Here is a 19,305-nt window from a genome sequence, read left to right on the forward strand (position 1 = left end):
CTATCTAGGATTCGATTATCACAAAACCGATTAAAAGTCAACCCCTATATTGTCTCTTAACCCCGAATGAAGGTGGTTTCGCCCGGTTTATCGACAAGCGTAACGCCCTGTTCTTTTAAATCCTCCCGAATTCGGTCGGCTTCGGCGAAATTCTTCGCTTTCCGCGCCGCCTGACGCTGTTCGATGAGAGCGAGAATCGCCTCGTCGCTCAAGCCGTCGGCGGCTTCGCTGGCGTCTTCCGGTTGCGCTTCCAAGCCCAACACCTCCGCCAGTTCCACCAACGTCACCCACTGACGCTGTAGCGTTTCGGCGGAAACCGCCACCTCGCCGCCGCGAACGAGGATATTTCCAACGCGACGCAGTTCCTTCGCCAACTCGAACGCCACCGCCAAACCGCCAGAAGTGTTGAAATCGTCGTCCATCGCCGTTTGGAACTTTTCCGCCACGGCTTCGAGGATTTCCGGGGTGTCTTCGGGGTTCCAACCTAGTTTTTCGCCGAATTGATAGCCGAACAACAACCCGTCTTTTAACGTATTCCAGCCGTTTTCCGCCGAGGCGATGGCGTCGTCGGTGAAATCGAGGGGTTTGCGATACTGCGCTTGTAACACGAACAACCTTACCACCATCGGGTTACAGCGATCGAGCAGTTCCCGAATCGTCGTAAAATTCCCCAAAGATTTCGACATCTTCTCGCCGTTGACGCGCACCATTCCGTTATGGGTCCAATATTTCGCGAGAGGTTTACCCGTCGCCCCCTCCGATTGGGCGATTTCGTTTTCGTGGTGGGGAAACACCAAATCCCCGCCGCCGCCGTGAATGTCGATGGTGTCGCCGAGAACCCGCCGAATCATCGCCGAACATTCAATGTGCCACCCCGGGCGCCCTTTCCCCCAGGGGGACTCCCAAGACGGCTCTCCCGGTTTGGCACTTTTCCAGAGAGCGAAATCGAAGGGATGGCGTTTTTTGGTATCTTCAGCGGCGACTCTTCCGCTGGCGCCCGATTGCATTTGCTCTTCTGTGCGCCCCGAGAGTTTCCCGTAACCAGGGAACGATTGCACGCTATAGTAAACGTCTCCGTTGGCGGGATAGGCGATATCTTTCTCGATGAGGCGTTGAATTAAGTCGAAGATATCGTCGATATGTTCTGTGACGCGGGGATATTCGTCGGCGTCTTTAACGTTGAGTTGGCGAATGTCGCGGAAGTAGGCGTCGATGTATTCTTCCGACACCTCCGACATGGTGCGCCCTTGTTCCTTGGCGCGATTGAGGATTTTATCGTCGATGTCGGTGAAGTTCTGCACGTAGCGCACGTTATAGCCGCGCCAGAGGAGATAGCGCCGCACCGTATCCCATACGATATACGATCGCGCGTGGCCGAGGTGGCAGTCGTCGTACACCGTCACGCCGCAGCAATACATTTTCACCTCACCGGGAACGGTGGGTTGGAAGGGTTCTTTCTGTCGGGTTTGCGTGTTGTAGATGGTGAGGGTCATAGAGGTTTTTTCTGAAACCGTTGCGTTACTGCGTCGGTATCGATCGCTTTGCGGTTGGTTTTCGCTCTATACCAATTTACACGCTTGCGTCGGAGTCTCTCCAAACCCCTCTGTATCGACTCTCTCAATTTTACAGAGAAATCCCAATTCCCTGAAACAGAGTACGAATCTCCTTCGCCGCCTCGGGATGTTGCGTTTCGCACAACGCCACCGCCTGACGATACGCCGCCAGCAACTCCCGAACGGATTCGACTTTTCCATCAACGGTTCGCAACTGAGACAGAACCCAACCGAGATTTCGATAGGCTTGCGGAAGTTGAGGATTCTGTTTCACAGCTTTTTCCAAATAGGGTTTCGCCGAATTCCACTGCCCCAAAATCCCTAAAACTGTTCCCAAACGGGCGTTAATCCAAGCATCTTGGGGATTCTGTAGGTGGCGTTCTTCGTAAAATCGCGCTGCACTCGCCCAATCGTCGAGATGTTCGTAAATTAAGCCGCCGTTGATAGCAACCCAATCGGGAACTCTGTTGCAACAGTTGGCGAGTTCCAGGCTTTGGCGACAGGCGGCGAGGTTGCTTTGTCGGTATTCGTACCAGGCTTGCAATCCCAAGGCGACGGCGTTATCGGGAACTTGGGTGACGAAGGCGCGAACTCGGCGGGCGACATCGCTGCCTTTTTGCGTTGTGACTCGTTCTAAGGCGGCGATGGTGAAGGGATACACCCAGGATTTTAAATCCGTTGCCATTTGAGGCGAGTCTTGCTGAGATTTAAAAATGGCTTGGGTTCCCGCCCGAACGACGGTTTTCCACTGTTGGCGGTGGAACGCAATCCAGGCTTGTACGCCTAGGGCAAAGGTATCGTTGAGATTGAGTTGCAAGGCGGTTTGAATGCTGCTGTGGGCGGCGTTCCAGTCGTTGAGGTTTCCGAACGCCCAGGCGAGGTTGGTGTGCATCCAGGCTTGGTTGGGGCTGAGGTGAAGTCCTTGTTGTAGTTGTTTGACGGCGGTTTTCCATTGTTGGCGCTGACAATTGATGAAGCCGCAAACGCCGTAACTGCGCCCGTCTGGGGTTCCGAGGGCATTGCGGGCGGCGGCTTCGGCGCGATCGAGCAAGTGGTCTGAGGGGTTTTGGCGGTATAAATGGAGTAAGGTCAGCGCCAGTTCGATGGCAATTTCGGTGTTGTCGGGTTCTCGTTCTAAGCAGGTTTCGTAAGTGTTGACGGCTTCGGTGAGGTTGTTTTGACTGATGAAATTTCTGGCTTTTTGATGGAGGGGCGAAACGAGTTTTCCATCGAGGGCGGCGATTAAATCGCGGGCGTTTTGGATGCGTTCTTCGGCGCGGAAACGCAATCCCATTAACACGACTCGTTCGAGGTGAGGGCTGAGGTTGGGATTGAGTTTTCTGGGAGGGATTAAAGGATCGGGGGAACCGTTGGAAATGGCGGTGGCGCGATCGACTGAGGCGCTGGGAAGTTGTCCGGTTAGCAGTTCGTAGGTGGCGGCGCAGAGGGCGTAAATGTCGCTGGATTTGAGGCGTTTTGCGGTTTTGGAATACTGCTCGAAGGGGGCGTAACCGGGAGAGAGAAATACGGTCATATCGGCGGTTTTTCCGGCGATGAATTCTCTGGCGGTGCCGAAGTCGATTAAAACGGCTCGATCGCTCCGGTCTATGATGATGTTTTCGAGTTTGATATCTCGATGGAGTAATTGGTTTTGATGGACGTTTTCTAGGGCTTCTGCAATTTGTTTGATGTAATTTATAACTTTTGTTTCGGGAATTTGCTTTTTAGATTCGAGTATGTTAAGCAATGTCGAACCGTCGATAAATTCCATCACCATGTAAATGGTGGAATTTTCTTCAAAGCAATCGTAAATTTGGGCAATATTGGGAGAGTTGCAGCGTTGTAAGTTGGCGGCTTCGAGTTTGAATTTTTGAATTTGCTCGTTTCGATCGATGGGGGAAATTGACGACGGCCACAAAACCGAGTTGCCCTGCCGATAACCATTTTCTGGCCAAAGTTCTTTAATGGCAACTCGGGCGTTATTTTTACAATAAACTGCTTCGTAAGTAATCCCAAATCCCCCCTGTCCGATGGTTTTTATGACTTTATATATTCCCTTTTTTAGTAAGGTTCCGCTGGGAAGATGTAGGCTGGAAACGCTTGGCGTTGCGATCGCGCTCCCAGGAGTCGAAGAAACGCTCTGTATCGTCGGTGTGAGAGAGGTTCCACAGACAATACAGACGCGCTCTCCGGGTAAATTTTCATGCAAACAAGACGGACAAGTATTAGTCATCGTTCAAGGCGTTTTATCTCAGCGTAACAGGATTTTAAAAACTCTGTGTCCTCAAGTTATGGTGTGGTGAACCCCAAATTTCACTCAAGACTTCTCAAATCTCACTTCAGGAAAACTGACGCGACAGCGTAACGCCAAGAGCGTCGCGTTATCGGGAGCGCCCCATTTCAAAACTTGCTGAATTGCCGATTTTACTGCTAAGTTTAAACTCTCGCAGTCTTCAAACAATTCTAAAAAATCTTGATTTGAAATAAAATCCCAAACCCCATCAGAACACAGTAAAATTATATCGCCATCCTGCAATTCAATATCGCTAATGCTTTGGACGTAACCGCTGGCGAGTGTTTTTTTCGAGCCGAGAGATTTCGTCAAAACGTTTCGATCGGGATGTTCTTGACTTTCTTCAAGAGAAATTTGACCGCTTGCAACCAAAAGCGCCACTAATGAATGGTCTTCGCTTAATTGACGAATTTCGCCATTTTTAATTAAATAAATACGACTGTCGCCGACATGAGCGATCGACAATTTTCGAGATTCCGCCAACACCACGCTTAACGTGGTTCCCCCGTTTTCAACCGCCTCTGAAACCGCTAAGTTGGCTTGTTCGACAAGAGCAACTAAACGCTGACTTCCCGCCAATTCATCGGAAGTTTTGTCAGTTTCTCGCCATCCCTCGAGAACCGTTTCTACCGCCACCCGACTGGCGACTTCTCCCGCCGCCATTCCTCCCATTCCATCCGCTAACGCTGCTAAAAGAACTGGGGAAGACTGCGATCGATCCCATTGTAAAATCCCGTAACTATCCTCGTTATGGAGGCGTCGCGGTGACAATCCCACCGTCGAGTCGCTGGCGGTTTCCCACGTTACCCGAGGAATCGTTAACTCGTTGCGGGTTTCAATCAGCAAACTCCGTAACTGTTCCAGGGAAAAACGATCGTCTGAAACCGGAGATAAAGAAAGTTCCAACAGTTGAGAAAATCGGGGAACCGCACAGATTTTGGAATCGATCGACCCGTCCGGTTCCCAAGGTTCTCCCAATAAGGCACAATAGAGTAACGCACCGATAGTATAAGTACTATTTTTCTCCTCGGGAACGGGATTCGACGCTAGTTCCGGCGCAACATAAGTCCCCATTAAACCCGAGTTTAGCGGCGTTCCTTCAGGATAAACGTTCGTCAGATCGAAAACGCGAATCGGTTGGCGAATTTCGATAAAATCCGGATCGAGATCGATCGCACACCCTTGATTTTGATGGAAATACCAAAACAACTGACAGAGTTGCGCGATCGTCGTTAAAATCTCTGTAGGAGGATGAGTCGTATCTAACCACCGCGTTAACGTCTTTTGTTCCTCGGGAAACGCTGTTAATAACAACAGTCGATCGCCATCATCCCCCGGAAGCGGTTCTTCTGGATAATACTCCTCTTCTAAATAGTCCCCCTCTGTGGTTTCAACCTCCTCCAAACTCTCCTCATTCGGTTGGATTGAGGAACGAACCTCAACCTCAATTTCATTTTCCAATTCCTCCGATTCCTCAACTGTTGAAATCGGCGAATCTTGCAAAACCTCAGAAATGTCAGAAACCGTCAACTTCGCCAACAACGGCGCAACCAACGCATACTCCCCCAAACTCTCCCGCAGTTGCAACTCTTGCTGAAGCAAACCCGTCGCTGAACCCACGCGCAACAACCCCAATTCTGAACCGTCGCCGTCTTCTCGTTCTAAATTTACCTTAAAATAGCGAATTTGACCGTTTTGCTGACCGAGAGATTCGAGAACTGTCACTGCAAACGAATCAATTTGTAACAGACTCTTTTCTAAAATCACGATTGTTTCAAACTCATTCCATCAAAATTGGAATTTGAATCCCAAAACCCCTCTGTGTCCTCTGTGGTGAATTCTCAAAAGTGAGATTGTTGGGTTTCGCTTCGCTACACCCAACCTACAAAAAAACAGAACCAGAGAACTAAGGACTTTGAAAAATAAACTGAACCTTACCAAAGGCTAACTCGTCCCCAGAATTTAACGCCGTCGGCGTCGTAATTCGCGCACCAAAACGACTTTGACCGCTCGGCTTAATAAAAATACCGTTCGTCGAACCCAAATCTTTCACCATCCAATTGTCCCCATCCGGGTAAATTTCCCCATGATGTCGAGACACGGTTTCTCCGCCAAAAAACGTTTCGAGATCGATATCCACTGGACCGCTATCCGAATCGAAAATTCCCACCAACGCCACCGAATTTAACGGAAATTCCGGTTGCGGTGCGTTCGGTTGTTTCGCCACTAAACGCGCCGAAGTTGTCGTTTCTGAAGACGGTGTTGGTGTTTCTGAAGTCACCGTAGCTTCGGGTTCGGAATTCAACGGAGGAGATGTTGGCGCAGGCGGTGCGATCGAAACGATTTCCGGCGTCGAATCCAGCGGCGAAGTTTGCGGTTCTGAAGCTGCGGGGGTTGCGGCGGCAGCGGTTTGTAATTCTGCACCGCAGGCGTCGCAAAATTCTGCATCGGCGGGATTGTTATCGTAGCCGCAAGTGGCGCAAGTCACGGACATTGTTGAGTCTCCTTAAAATGTATCGTTAAAATCTATCGATCGAAAAAAAAGCGAAGTTTAAAAACCCTAAGTTCCCGTCAAATTACGGATTTGTTCTTCAGACAATCCTTCGTTGGGACTATCGCTCATTTTGACGGTTTTTCCTTTGGCTCCCATTTTCACGGTTTTACGAGTTCCCGAAGACAACTTGCGAGTTTTGCGAACTTCGTCAATACTGAGATTGAGAGATTGCAACATGGCATCGTTGCCGATTTTGACGGTCACTCGTTTGGCGGTTTCGAGCAGTTTTTGCGCCTGGTCCGGATCGTTTTCTGCAACCGAGGCCGCGCGATCGACCAACTGACCGATGTTGCACTGCTGTACGTATCCCATGACTTCGGGATTGGTTTGCGCCACGCCACCGCGTCCCGCGACGAATTGGACAACCAAGTTTTGGGGAGGAAGTTCGCCGCGTCGCTGCTGTCCCGGTACGTCGTAAGTTAACCCCAGTTGCGCGATGCGAACCCGCGAACCGGCGCGACTGTCGATGTCGAATTCGAGGATAAATACGGTGTCGTCGTTGGCGAGGGCGCTTCCCATGAGGTAGGGTTCTGTATCGAGGGGAATGTCGGCGCGATCGGGGTAGACGCGGCTGAGACGTTGCAAGGTTACGCCTTTGACGGTTCGCAGGTTCAGTTTGAGGTTGTTGATGACTTCTGCTTGCGCCTGTTGGACTTCTTGAAAGATGGTGTTGGGAAGTTCGGAAATGGCGATGTCGGTGGTTCCGGCGGTGTTGGCGGTTTCGACGACGTTGAAAACTCGTCCCCCGGTGCGATCGCTCAAATACACCAACAAGTCTTCGTTGTAGTCGCCGACGCCTAAGGCGGTGATGGGAATTCCGGCTTTGGCGAATTGTATCGCCAGTTCTCGACAGTCGGTTTCGTCGAAGGTTTCGCCGTCGGTGAAAATCAGGGTACGGCGACTGCTGAGATCGCAGTTTTGCAAGAGATCGAGTGCGTCTTGCATCCCTTTCGCCATACAAGTCCCGCCGCTGAAGTCCCGCAGTCGATCGATCGCAGTTTGGATGGCGGCGGTGTCGGTGGCGGGGGTGAGGGGAAGCAAGATGGAGGCGGAATCGTCGAATTGGACGAGTGCGATGCGATCGCGCGAATCGGCTTTGTGGGAACGAACGAGATTGTTTAAGGCGTCGATAACTACGTCGATTTTGGGTTTTCCTAAATCGGTGTCGTCATACATGGAACCGCTGGTGTCGATGACGAAGTTAAAACTCGTTGAAGGACGACTGGCGGATACGTCCCGATTCGGACGCAGTTTCAACATGACAAACAGTTTTTGTCCCGGTTTGTCGGCGGCTAAAAATTCGAGATGGGGTGTAATGGTAACGTCAAGCATCGTAATTCTGAATTCGATATTAACGGGATTGAACGGTTAATTAAATGTCAATGGCGGTAAGGCTCCCCCTTGGGGTGCAATATCGGATAAATCGGGGGGAATTAACGGCGGAACGGTTCGATCGCCCTCGTCTTGGAGTTGATGGACGTTCTCGAATTCGAGGGGAGGAAGTTCGAGAACTAGACGGGTATTTCGATAGCCTTCTTTGATGTCTTCGAGCCAAGCCTTGACGATGCGATCGAGCTGTACGTCGTTGATGGCGCAGTCGGTTTTCTGTTGGAGGATCGATCGCAAGTCTTCGCAAAAGGCTCGATCGAACAGGCGATCGGGGTCGTTTTCTAAGGCGGGTGGTAAATCGAGATGATGAGAGACATAATTCGGATCTGGCGTTTTTTCAGTGGCGAGCAAAAATGTATATCGAACCATTATTTTTGATGAAAAATACTTGACAAATACATATTTTATATTAAGGACTTTTGCTCGGCAAAGATTTAACAATATTTTTCTGTTTGACTTCCAACAAAACCTGACCGAACTTGCGGCGACTCCCATCTTCAACTTCCTGTCGTAACAATTTCATATTTTTAAACTTCGGCAACTTTTGAATCGAGGAATCGAACTCTAACATCACTTTGCCGTTTTCCACAAACATTCGAGCGAACTTCGCAGGAAACCCCGCATCTTTCGGTAAATAAACGTGAGCGTTGCGAGAACTTCCGATTTCGATCGGTTCTTTCCCCAAAGAAATGGTTGTAAATTCCGAATCCGTCCAACGAACGTATAACACCGCTTTTCGATCGAACTGTTCGCTCAACGCGATCGCCAACCCAATACAAAAACCCAAAATCGCCGCTCCCGCCAAACGAGCCGCGATCGCTCCCGAAATCGCCTCCAACAGCAGAAATCCCGCCGCTCCCAACACCCCACCCAAGGCTCCGGCCAGCAACGCTTTCGATAGAGGGAGATTGGGAACAAAAAACGACATCCCCCCACCAACGAGGGTTCCCAGCAGCGTCCACCCTGTCACCCTCGCCAGCCACGACAACGCCGGAACGTTCGCCACCGGGACGAACGCCAACTGTCCCACCGCTCCCCCCGTCAACCCCGCCAGGAAGCCGCCACCCCCACCCAGAGCCGCTTCCGACGCCGAGAGCCAACGACGGCGAAGGGTGTAGTTTTGTCCGACGATTAAGAACAGAGAGGTTCCCAACGCCAAAAATCCCGTCCACACGCCGATGCGGACGACGCCGAACACTAAGCCGTAGTCGCCGCTGTCGTCGGATTCCACGAGTTGTTTTCCGTAAATGACGCTTTCGGCGGCTTGGAAGGCTTTGTCGATTTCCCCGGAATTGGCGAAAAACACCCGGTTGCGATCGCCAGTTAACATCGCCAAATAGTCGATTTGTGCGTCTCCAGTTCCCACCGCCACGAGGTTGATGTCGGCGTTGCGGAGTTGTCTGGCGACCGATTCCGCTCCGTAGGGATTGTTGGGTTGACCGTCGGTAAACAGCAGGATGTGGGGAGTTGCGGGGGTTTCCCGTTCCGCGTCTCGCAACACCGAGGCGGCGGCGTTGAGAGCTTCGTAGAGGTTGGTGTTTCCCGAGGGGTAAAGGCTGGAAATGGCTTGGTGGAGTTCGGCGGCCTCGGCGTCCAGGTTGGCGAGGAGTCGCGGGTTGTTGGAAAAGGCGACAACGGCCAGGTCGTGAAGGTCCAGGTCTTGTCGGTTGACGAATTCGGCGGCGGCCTCTTGGACTTCGGGGAGTTTTCCCTCGCTCATGCTGCTGGAACTGTCGATGAGGAGAACCACGGCTTGGGGTTCGGTGACGGTGGTGGGAGGTCGTCGGGTCAGATACAGCCAGGTTTCTCCCAATATTCCCGCCGCCGCGAGACATCCGGTTCCGCCGAAGAGACCGAAAAGTAAAGGTTTGCGGAGTTTTTGGGTGAGGTTTTTTAGGTTTCGCTCGATCGAATCGCGATCCATATGCTCAAAAAACAGGGGAGAGGGAAGGGTTAGGAGAGTTTTTCAATGTTAGCGATTTTCCAATGGCTGCCGATTTTTTTGAGGGTAAAACGATAATTTCGAGATTTAGGTCCGTTGGAACTATTGTTGGGATCGATCTGACCGTTCCGATAAAGGCTTAATTCTTCGGTAATCGTTACTTCGAGAGTCGCCGTGTCGCCATTTTGGGAAAAATTTCGGCTGTCGTCGAGGCGACTTAATCGATAATCATAGTAGGCCTCGTTTTCTTGCAACCATTTTATGGAGATTTGGGTTTTCTCGTAACGTTCTCCGGTGAGAAATTTTTTCGCCAGTTCGCGATCGAGCGACGGACCGAACAGTTGTGATTTGGCTTCGAGATAGCCTTCGATTAGCTGTATGATTTTCTGCCTTTCCACCTCGATCGATTCTTCGCTCGATTCTAAGGTGAGACGATAGGTCGTTGCATCTGTTCGCGGCTCCACATGAACGGTGTAAGTTCCATCCACGGGTAAGGTTTTCCCTGAGAAAATCTGATTGTCTGGCGTATAAACCCAAACACAGATTTCCTCGTTCTGTTGGATGTCGAACTCCCGTCCGGTTTTCCCCACAAAGGTAAATCCGATCGCTTCGCCTGCTGGCAGGGTTCCTGTTTTTTGAATAGTTTTTCCGTCGAGATCGATCGACTCGGGGTCAGTCAGACTTTGCGCGGGAAACTCGGGACAATTTGAAGACCTTGAAGCAGAAGAAACCGTCTCTCTTGGCGAGGGGTTTTCCGGAATTTCACGAAAACTTTCACAACTATATAATAGCAATATTGAAGCCAAAAGACAAGGCGGAAATATCCCAAAATTTCGATTAATTTTCACGAGCCGTTCTTCCGCTTAACTGGCAATTTGACGAACCCCGGTTGAGAACTCCAACTTTTATAGGTTTCCCCTCAATTGCGGGTGTCGTGAAGCTCTTCAAACCGGATTCCCTCTCCCCGAATTGACTCGCCTCACGGCGTTTCAACCACCGTCGGTTCCCCCACGGAAACCCCCGAAATTTCAGAACTCACGATATCGGCGAAGGTTTGAGCTTTTTCCAGACTCGTAAACGAGGCAATTTGAACGCTATAATCTCGCGAGTCTTTACGATACTTCTTATAGGCATCTCGACAAAAGAGGGATTTCGCCTTTTGCAGATTTTGCGAACTGTAGGGAGCGTTCACCGGATAAAAGTTTACCGGATACGCCGCCGAGTCAGTGGGTTTCGCATCGCCACATTCAGCTTGAGGAAAATCCGATCGATCGAAGGGATCGATCGCCATCTCAATCTCAAAATCCGTCCGTCGATTTTCCGCCGAAACCTGCAACACATAATTTCCATCTTTCGGAAGCGTCGCCGTCTCCACTAACTGATTGTCAGGAGAAAACAGCCAGACGCACAAATTCGACGAAACCTGATAGTTCAACCTTTGACCAGATTTCGCCTCAAACTGATATCCGACTGCTTCCCCATGAGTCACCGTTCCCGACTGGCGAACCCGTTGATATTGAAGCGAAACCTCAGTGACGCGATCGCCAGATAACTGAGGCGGAGAATCCGGACATCCCACCGACACCGCATCCAGTTCCGCTCCTTCCGACGAAGGAGAAATCGACGCACAACCGCTCGCCATGACCACCAAAACCACCGAAATCCATTGCTTCCACATTATAATGACCTCTAAACTTCTGCGATTTTTTCAAACCCATTAAAAATCTTCTTCCGCCTGTTCCTTAAGCCAGTGACTCCATTTCCAAAACGGTAAAACACCTCCAAAACCCAACAGCATCAACACCACAACCGTCATCGTCAACCGCGTTCCCCGCGAAACCTCTCGACCGAAAACCTGAATAATGTACGATTTTCCTTTTGTCTGAATTTCCTCTCCGTTGACTGTCGCCTGAACCTTGACCTCATGTGTCGAACCCCGTTCCGCATTGGGTTCGATGTAAACAATTTCGTACTCTCCCAACAGAGCATTTAAAAACAACTGTAACGCCTCTGAAATTTCATCAGCTTGAGCCGAAAACTCTGCGATTCCCCCCGATGCTTCTGCAATTTCCCGCAAGCGTTCTTCGTCCACAAATTCCTCATCGGGAACCGGATTATCGGGTTTCGTTTTTGATTGAATATCCGCTCGCGTCGCCGGACGTCCCAACTTGTATTTTTCTCCCAACTCCGCTGTCGTCAACCCATACCCCAGCGTATGAACCACGATATTATCATGGCGTTTCAGCAAATCGACCAACGCCGCAAAATCCCGTTCTTCAAAGTCTCGGTTGTGGTAGCCATCCGAGAGGAGAATCACCGAAAGCCGAGGTTCCGGTTCAGTAGAATCTTCCGGTAAATCATCAGGAAGATAAAATCTCCGGTCGTCCTCATCTCCTAACAGGCGAATCGCCGTCGAGAGGGGGTCGTAAATATTCGTAGACGCACAAGGGGTTTGACTGGCGAGTCGATCGAGTATATTTTGTTGTTTGAAATCGCTGGCTGGGAAAAACCGCTGGTTTATCGCCGCTTCCGTCACCTCGTAACCTTGACAGGTTCCTCGACCTTCTCCAAACGGGAGAATTGCAATTTTCGTATTCTCACCGCGATCGCTAATTTCCTCTACAAAACCCCGCGTCGCTGCGATCGCTCCATCGAGTTTTCGTCGTCCGCTGCGATCGTTTTGGTTCATACTCCCGCTCATATCCATTAATACCACAATCCAAGCCGGAGGCGGTTCCGTTTCATCAGGACTTGTCGCCGAAAATTCGATCGTCGAGTCCCCATCCACAACAACTTGAAAATCCTCTTCCTCCAGCCACATCGCCGGACGTTCGCCATCCTCCGTCACGCGAACGCGAAGAATAATTTCATCCTCGTTCACCTGGGGACGACCGACAATTTCCGTCGTTTGTCCCCACACCGGAGACATTCCGAGAACGGCGAACAAAAAACCGCTAAGCCATCGGGTCGAGAAAGCGATTGTAGAAAACCAATCGATAGTATTGCGGCGTTTCGATATCGTTTTCATCGACAGTATAGAACGTAATAACATAATTATGTTTGAGCGAAACATTACGACGAGAACCCAGTCGCGTCCCATTAATCGCGATGGTTTGGAAAAACTTGCGATTGGGAACTAAAACCGCATCTTTCCCCTTAAACTGGATATCCGCCGCGTGAAACGGAAGGTGAGGAAGTCGCAAACTCGAATCTTCCGCCGAACCGATGCGAACCGTTCCCGTGGTGGGGAGTTCCACCGAGATTCCTTCCTCGAGGATGTCCTCATCGTCGTATTCCTCCTGGGAACGGTAACTGATAAATTGGAGCAAGGAGCGATCGATACTGGGAACCTCATCAGAATCCTCATCACTATCAACAGGTTTCAGCGGGTCGATATCCTCATAATCTTCCCCCCGATACTCGAATCCGGCTCCGGCTCTCAACGCCGGAAGATAACTCGGAGAAGCGTTCGTAATACTGAAAGCAATTCCCAAACACAACCCCAGAATCGCAAAACCCAGAGGGTCTTCATAGACTCTCAAATCTTTCGTAAAAATTCCCAAAAGACGAACCACCTCAAACGAGATGGCGGCGATAAAACTGGCGACAGACGCCGCCGCGACACTGAGGATAAGCCGTTGTCGAAAGCGTTTGGGGTTTCCCGCTTCTAAACTATGCCATCGCCAGCTCAATCCTTCCGTAAAACCGACGGCGGCTCCCACCACCAACCAACCGAAAATGCGGACAAAGAAAGCGGGAACGGGAACTTGAGGAAGATAGAGAATTTGCGAAATTCCTCCAGCGAGCAATCCCGAAAGAATTCCCACACCGAACGCGATGAGTAGGGGAACTCGCAGCATCCGCAAGCTGAGTTTGGGACGAGTGGGATTACTGAGAAAAATCTCGTTGGCGACGCTTCCTATGGCGAGAGAAATAGCGATGCAAGGAAACAAAACCACTTCGGGAAAGGGTTTCAGCCAACCGAAATCGCTGAGAAACACTTGTCCGAGGTTCCACCCCAGGAGAGCGGAAGTGAGTCCTGCAAGTATATAAAGGTAGGTTCGCATATTACCTTGAATAGAGGTCGGTTGGGTGAAGTTTACGGAACCCAACAGTTCCAAACTTAGCGAAAAAAGAGGGTTGTTTTTACAAATTTGGCGGGTCGTGATGGGATTCCACTGACTCAAGAATCGAGTGTCGAATATCTCGTTCTAGCTTTTCTTGAGTTTCACTCCCCGATAAAACAATACCATCAGCGGTAAATCCGTTTTCCTTCTGGTAGCGATAAATCGCAAAAATGACTTGATTCTTAGAATAACTATCTCGATTTGGATTCAAATTCAAACTGTTTGCAAACGCTTCCAGAAAGACTTCACTAAAATTTTTGTCTCCCCATGAATTCGTATTCTCATTTTCCAAATATAACTGTTCTCTTAACTTGTAAATTTCTGACGCCGTTTCGTTGAAATTTCGGGAAGCCTCCTCAAACTCCCGAGGCGACATCACAAGTTGACTCACATTCTGACTCGAAGGAGAATCAATAAACTCAGCGATACTTCCAGAAATCCCGGGTTCCTCAACTCGGCGGAAATCCACCCGAGACACCCACTGATAAAGCGGTTCTGCTGCCAAAATCACGAAAATCACCGCCATGAAAACAAAAAACTCGGTATTTTGCCAAGATTTGAAGTTCGGAAAGAATTTCTGAATTCCCGAAAAATCCACAGATTTCTGACAAATGACAGTTAACCCAAACACCTCCGCGATGGGATAAGAACTCGCAACCTTATCGAATACCGACTTCGGAACGTCCCCCTCCGCAATTTGATAAAACACCGCCGCCAGCTTGTGATTTTCCAGTTTTTCAAACAACACCGCCAGCGGCTTGTAACGAATATCCCATTTCTGGGAATCTTTCTCTAACCAAAATCCAGAAATATGGTTAAACAGTTTTTGTAGATTGGGATATTTAGTAGTTTCCAGATAGAGAGTTGAGGAATCCACTAGAGAGCTTCTCATCTGGCTAAAATTCTTTTCGAGTTCTAGAGAAAACGAATGGAAATAAATCTGCGACCACAATCCATATTTTGAATTTAATAATGAGATAGCTTTATCGATGATTTGGGGAGATTTATCAACCAATTGATAAATGAGTATACTTAATCCATAATTAAGCTGCTTTGTCAGTTTTGCAAACTTGGTTTTGAAGTAAAGAAACGGCTTCAAAACATTCGACTGAACTTGAAAAATGTCCGATTGCAGCTTTTCGGAGATGAGATAGGGATTTTCGGGGGATTGGTGAAGCCAGAGGAGGAAATCCGGTAGAAACTGAGGGACGAGAATCGCTCTCAGGGTTGCGAGACGAACGGTTTGACTCGTGTAAACGCCGTTTTGTATCGCGGCTTCTACCCCTAACGCATCGGTGATGTCTTCCCAGGTTTGGCGAGGGGTTTCGGGGATGGCGTTTTCCAACACCTCAATTAATTCGAGTGTCACTTTCCCTCGAATCATCATTCGTTTGATTGCGGCTTTGGGTGTGGGTGTCATGGTTTTCTAGAAAACCCCTGTTTTTTTCAGTCTTGTCGTTGGGTGGAGTTTACGGAACCTAATATTTACAGGTTTATCGGAGAAGGCTTGAGGTTTTATAAAAATTCATTCTGGTGTTTGTGGATTTAATAACTTCCGAATATCTTCTTCGAGTTTTTTTGCTGTCTCTTTACCTCGATCGATAATGCCATCAGGGTTTTTTGTTCCAAATTTGTCTCTTTGGTATTTTTTTACGGCTTCTAAAAATTCATCCCACTTCTCTTTATTCGTATAAATTTCATTCAGATTAAAACCTTCAATATCAAGCGTTTTGGTTAAAGTATATTGAAACAATGTATATGCATTTGTATATGATTCTTGTTGAATCTCAGAATTTTGGTTTGGATTTTCTACAAAGTTAGCTAAATCTTCATTTAACTGATTTTGCAGGGTAATAAGCCCCTGTCTTGTCCGATTTGACTGTTCAACAAAATCTTTCCATTCTTGAATTTCTTCATCTCTACTTTTTATATCTCGATCGTAATTCTCGGCTTTTTTACTTAAATCATGTATTTTTCCATCCCGAATTTTAAATCCTCCAAAAAAACCTAAACCTAAAACGATCGCCAAAATCAAACCCGCCACTGCTCTCGACATTTCAATTCCTCCAATATCAACCGTTTCGTACAAAAACAAATCCACATAATCCCCGAATTCCAGCTTTCGGGTAATCGTCATCCCGAAGAGGGTCGATCGCCACTCGTTCGCAGACACTTTCAAAAACACCGACTTCGGAACGTCCCCCTCCGCAATTTGATAACAAATCGCCGCCAGCTTAGGGGTTCCCGCCGCCGCAAACAGCATCGCCAAGGTGGAATACCGAGAATCTCGCCGTCCTGACAATTTCCAAAACTGACTGAGATTTCCTAAAAACTGAGAACATTCGCCATATTTTGTCGCCTGAAATCCTAAATCTTTTTTACCATAAACATGGTCTCGCATGAGATTTAAATCGTTTTCCAACTGGGGATAAAGCGATCGACGATAAACTTGCGACCACAATCCCTTGTTAGAGGTCAACAAAAATCCCGATTCTGTCAAAACTTGCGGCTTATCCACTAAGCGATTAACAACAATACAAATTCCATGTTTTATCCGTTCCGAAATTTGCGGACAATCTTCGCTAATTTTGGGGAAATGCTTGAGGATCGATTCCTGTAAATTTAACGACGCTTTATAATGTTCTTCCGATTTTTTAGAGTTATGGAGCCACGCCAAAAAATCCGGCAAAAACTTCGGGACGAACATCGCGTTTAGCGTCAAAAGCCGAACGTTGCGACTGTCATACATTCCCTCTTTTAACGCTTGCGAAGCTCCCTGATTATTTAACAGCGTATTCCAATATTTTTCATCAACTTGAGGATTGCTACAAGCATTTTCCAAGGTCTCAATATGTACTCGTTTCACGCGACCGTTGGTTATGGCCTTAATCGCCGTTTTAATCGCCGATTCCCCCGCCACCACCACTGAGGAACTGGGACGAATGGCTAACACTTGTCGGAACACGGCTTCGGCTTGCGGACTCGCCGGATACATCACTTGAAAATACTCAGGACGTTCCAACGCCGCGACTTGATACGCCCAAGACCGACCCCCGGTTTTTGTCAATTCTTGAGTCATTCGATCTAAGATTAACGGGGTACAGGTCTCCGTTGCGGGAACCACAATCGGCGGCGAGTCTAACAACATTTGCTGAAATTCCGGTTTTAACGGAACCGCCGTCGGGGAAAATTGCCATTGATGGGGTTGTCCGATAGCCTGGGTTTCAAAGGGGTTGAATACCCGAATTTGTCGTCCCATCCACCGCAAAATCGCCTCGATATACCCCTCGCCGCGACAGAGAAAATAGCGATATAACGACACGCCGCGACCGCGATCGTCAGTTCCCCGCGTCACCACCGCCACCACCGACCAGGTTTCGCCGTATCCCGTCACTTCGCGTCCGACTAGGGCCGGAACGGCGATCGAACTCCCCTCTGCTAATGCAAATTCCCGATTGGCGATCGCATCCAACACCGCTTTCGGAATCGGGTCGATCGTCCGGTTCATGTATTCCCCGGTAAATCCCCCCGACTCCCATCCGTTGGCGGTGGGTTTGACCTCAATTCCTGTACTGAATTCGTGAATTTCGAGGGTTGCGTTCATCGTATTTTGCAATAATGGAAAACCGGAAAAATCGCCCGCTAATCGCGATCGAGTTCTGAGTGGCGTTCCCCGGTACAAAGCCAGTAAATGGGAGACACCAAGCCAAAAGGTCGCCAGCGTTTGGGTTTCTTAATCACCGAAGTCGTCCCCTCGCGAGATTTCCGCAACCGCCGCGAGTTCGGTTCGGGATACTGTCGTCCCAAAATTCCAAAAGCTGAGGTCGCGAAATACTCCACGGAACCGCCGCCGAGTTTCGACCAAGTTTCCAACTGACCCGAGAGTTTGGGAAATCTGGCTTTGGCCAGTTTCTCCGGTTTGTGTCGGTTCACCCACAGTTCCGACTGTTCGCATTTACTCAACACCAAGCCAATTCGCCGCCGCTGGACTTCCACATCGGAGCGATCGAGTTCCATTAATAATTTCTCCATCCCCATCGCATACTCGCCGTCTTTGCGATGACTGGTTCCGTCGATGAGAAACAGCAATCCCGACGCCAAACAGCAATCGTCGAGGTAATCTTCTAGTCTGGCGTCGCCGCTTTTATAAAGGAGGTCGGAGAAAAACTCCCCGGCGTAGTCTTTGCAACTGACGTTGAGTCGAACCAGTTTTCCCGACCCTTTCAGCCAGGAAAAGCGATCTTTTAAAGTGATGCTGAGGGTGTAATCTTTGACTTCATCGATGTCGGCGTTGAGGTCTGTCGGTTCGAGTTCGAGTCCTTGTTCGAGGATGTCTCTGGCTTTGTCGATGAGTTCTTGTCCTTCTTCGCCGACGGGGGTAACGCTTTGGACGGGACTCTCGGCGTTGGCGTTGGGCCAGTAGGCTAAGGAGGCGAGATAGGCGGTTTTTCCCGATCCGCGATCGCCGATGACTCGCAACACTGAATCGTCACCGACTGTTTCGACGGGAGAGGGGTTGGAATCGGGAGAATCGGCTTTTTTACGACGGAAAAACAACATATATGAAAAACAACATATATATAGATGTGACGGTTTGTGGTTTGGGGCGGGGGCGAACGCCGTTCGTCCCTACGGACGGTTCAACCAATACAGGGGTTCGATGAGGTTGTAGGGTTTCCAACGAGGGGGGTCGCGTAAAATCGAGGCTCGTCCGTCGCTTCCGTAGGCGTCGACGCGGTTCGGTCGCGGGTCGTAACGTCCCAAAACGCCGAAGGTGGACATGGCGAAAAAGCGGAGGTTTTGGGGGGGAAGTCTCTGTTTGAGGGTTTTGAGGGTTTTTTTGAGGTAAACGCCAAAGAGGTCGGTTTCGGGGTCGAGTCGTCCGGGCCAGATTTCGCCCCGTTCGCATTTACTCATGACGACGGCCAGGCGATAGGTGTTGAGGCGATCGCGTTCGTCCATCATTTCGATGAAACGATTCATGAGTTTGCTATAAAAGCCGTCGTTACTGCTTTCCCATTCGGTAAACAGCAGCAAGCAACCTTCGACGTCATCCATCAAACATTCGTCGATGAATTCTTCGTAAATGCTGTCTTCTTCGCTGGCGTGGAGAATTTTCTCGAAAACTTCGCCGGGATAGTCGCGGACGTTGAGTTGGACGATGCTGCGGGGTTTGAACAGTCCCCCTTGGATTTCGATTTGAAAGGAATAATAGGGGAGGTCGTCTACGGTGTGGATTCGATCGCCCAGGCGAGTGGGATCGACGGACAGGCCTTGTAAGATGGTGTTTTCGGCTTTGTCGGTAAGTTCGCGGGAGTCGTCGTTGAGGGGTCGGATTTTGTAGCGACTGCGAGCGCCGCGATATTCGTCAAAGTAGCTGAGTCCGGCGAGATAGGTGGTTTTTCCCGAAGCCCGAGGGCCGATAATACAGATGTTTCCCATTTGCT

At 49.5% G+C, this 19,305-nt stretch carries 15 protein-coding genes; all 15 read right to left on the reverse strand.

What is annotated here, in order from left to right; translation table 11 throughout:
- Positions 1-56: 56 nt before the first annotated feature.
- The 15 genes from cysS to ACP5D4_RS05395 all read right to left on the reverse strand — a co-directional run bounded on the left by cysS (position 57) and on the right by ACP5D4_RS05395 (position 19,300).
- A complete protein-coding gene (gene cysS, locus ACP5D4_RS05325) occupies positions 57-1,493 on the reverse strand; it encodes a cysteine--tRNA ligase (protein WP_428010592.1) in 1,437 nt (478 codons plus the stop codon).
- 130 nt (positions 1,494-1,623) lie between these two features.
- Positions 1,624-3,786 carry a protein kinase domain-containing protein gene (locus ACP5D4_RS05330; protein WP_428010593.1) on the reverse strand — a complete coding sequence of 721 codons (2,163 nt, stop codon included), beginning with the start codon at positions 3,784-3,786 and terminating at the stop codon, positions 1,624-1,626.
- Positions 3,787-3,870: 84 nt separating this feature from the next.
- Positions 3,871-5,613 carry a protein phosphatase 2C domain-containing protein gene (locus tag ACP5D4_RS05335; protein WP_428010594.1) on the reverse strand — a complete coding sequence of 581 codons (1,743 nt, stop codon included), beginning with the start codon at positions 5,611-5,613 and terminating at the stop codon, positions 3,871-3,873.
- A gap of 139 nt (positions 5,614-5,752) precedes the next feature.
- Positions 5,753-6,340, reverse strand: coding sequence for an FHA domain-containing protein (locus ACP5D4_RS05340; RefSeq protein ID WP_428010595.1), 588 nt, complete (start codon positions 6,338-6,340; stop codon positions 5,753-5,755).
- A 66-nt stretch (positions 6,341-6,406) separates the two neighbouring features.
- Positions 6,407-7,732: a vWA domain-containing protein gene (locus ACP5D4_RS05345; RefSeq protein WP_428010596.1), complete on the reverse strand. Its 1,326-nt coding sequence runs from the start codon at positions 7,730-7,732 to the stop codon at positions 6,407-6,409.
- 36 nt (positions 7,733-7,768) lie between these two features.
- Positions 7,769-8,158, reverse strand: a complete 390-nt coding sequence (locus tag ACP5D4_RS05350; protein WP_428010597.1) for a hypothetical protein — start codon at positions 8,156-8,158, stop codon at positions 7,769-7,771.
- Positions 8,159-8,198: 40 nt separating this feature from the next.
- Positions 8,199-9,713, reverse strand: a complete 1,515-nt coding sequence (locus ACP5D4_RS05355; RefSeq protein ID WP_428010598.1) for a vWA domain-containing protein — start codon at positions 9,711-9,713, stop codon at positions 8,199-8,201.
- A gap of 29 nt (positions 9,714-9,742) precedes the next feature.
- Positions 9,743-10,525 carry an ARC6/PARC6 family protein gene (locus ACP5D4_RS05360; protein ID WP_428010599.1) on the reverse strand — a complete coding sequence of 261 codons (783 nt, stop codon included), beginning with the start codon at positions 10,523-10,525 and terminating at the stop codon, positions 9,743-9,745.
- Between the two features lie 185 nt (positions 10,526-10,710).
- Positions 10,711-11,409, reverse strand: a complete 699-nt coding sequence (locus ACP5D4_RS05365; RefSeq protein WP_428010600.1) for a hypothetical protein — start codon at positions 11,407-11,409, stop codon at positions 10,711-10,713.
- Positions 11,410-11,448: 39 nt separating this feature from the next.
- Positions 11,449-12,759, reverse strand: coding sequence for a vWA domain-containing protein (locus ACP5D4_RS05370; protein WP_428010601.1), 1,311 nt, complete (start codon positions 12,757-12,759; stop codon positions 11,449-11,451).
- The gene (locus tag ACP5D4_RS05375) at positions 12,686-13,798 is read right to left on the reverse strand and encodes a hypothetical protein (RefSeq protein WP_428010602.1); all 1,113 of its coding nucleotides are present in this window, start codon (positions 13,796-13,798) and stop codon (positions 12,686-12,688) included. Before ACP5D4_RS05375 ends, ACP5D4_RS05370 begins: the two co-directional genes overlap by 74 nt.
- A 79-nt stretch (positions 13,799-13,877) precedes the next feature.
- Positions 13,878-14,957 carry a hypothetical protein gene (locus ACP5D4_RS05380; protein ID WP_428010603.1) on the reverse strand — a complete coding sequence of 360 codons (1,080 nt, stop codon included), beginning with the start codon at positions 14,955-14,957 and terminating at the stop codon, positions 13,878-13,880.
- A 426-nt stretch (positions 14,958-15,383) separates the two neighbouring features.
- A complete protein-coding gene (locus tag ACP5D4_RS05385; RefSeq protein WP_428010604.1) occupies positions 15,384-17,462 on the reverse strand; it encodes a hypothetical protein in 2,079 nt (692 codons plus the stop codon).
- Positions 17,463-17,500: 38 nt separating this feature from the next.
- Entirely contained in the window at positions 17,501-18,418 is a 918-nt protein-coding gene (locus tag ACP5D4_RS05390; RefSeq protein WP_428010605.1) for a hypothetical protein, read from the reverse strand.
- A gap of 69 nt (positions 18,419-18,487) precedes the next feature.
- On the reverse strand, positions 18,488-19,300 hold the full coding sequence (locus tag ACP5D4_RS05395) for a hypothetical protein (RefSeq protein ID WP_428010606.1): 813 nt from the start codon (positions 19,298-19,300) through the stop codon (positions 18,488-18,490).
- Positions 19,301-19,305 lie beyond the last annotated feature (5 nt).

Source organism: Baaleninema sp., assembly GCF_049974805.1.
GTDB lineage: Bacteria > Cyanobacteriota > Cyanobacteriia > Cyanobacteriales > Geitlerinemataceae > Baaleninema.

Coding starts and splice junctions, on each gene's coding strand:
- ACP5D4_RS05370 (WP_428010601.1), bottom strand. CDS start 12,759: ATGAAAACGATATCGAAACGCCGCAATACTATCGATTGGTTTTCTACA.
- ACP5D4_RS05390 (WP_428010605.1), bottom strand. CDS start 18,418: ATGTTGTTTTTCCGTCGTAAAAAAGCCGATTCTCCCGATTCCAACCCC.
- ACP5D4_RS05395 (WP_428010606.1), bottom strand. CDS start 19,300: ATGGGAAACATCTGTATTATCGGCCCTCGGGCTTCGGGAAAAACCACC.
- ACP5D4_RS05385 (WP_428010604.1), bottom strand. CDS start 17,462: ATGAACGCAACCCTCGAAATTCACGAATTCAGTACAGGAATTGAGGTC.
- ACP5D4_RS05365 (WP_428010600.1), bottom strand. CDS start 11,409: ATGTGGAAGCAATGGATTTCGGTGGTTTTGGTGGTCATGGCGAGCGGT.
- ACP5D4_RS05345 (WP_428010596.1), bottom strand. CDS start 7,732: ATGCTTGACGTTACCATTACACCCCATCTCGAATTTTTAGCCGCCGAC.
- ACP5D4_RS05375 (WP_428010602.1), bottom strand. CDS start 13,798: ATGCGAACCTACCTTTATATACTTGCAGGACTCACTTCCGCTCTCCTG.
- ACP5D4_RS05355 (WP_428010598.1), bottom strand. CDS start 9,713: ATGGATCGCGATTCGATCGAGCGAAACCTAAAAAACCTCACCCAAAAA.
- ACP5D4_RS05340 (WP_428010595.1), bottom strand. CDS start 6,340: ATGTCCGTGACTTGCGCCACTTGCGGCTACGATAACAATCCCGCCGAT.
- ACP5D4_RS05330 (WP_428010593.1), bottom strand. CDS start 3,786: ATGACTAATACTTGTCCGTCTTGTTTGCATGAAAATTTACCCGGAGAG.
- ACP5D4_RS05350 (WP_428010597.1), bottom strand. CDS start 8,158: ATGGTTCGATATACATTTTTGCTCGCCACTGAAAAAACGCCAGATCCG.
- cysS (WP_428010592.1), bottom strand. CDS start 1,493: ATGACCCTCACCATCTACAACACGCAAACCCGACAGAAAGAACCCTTC.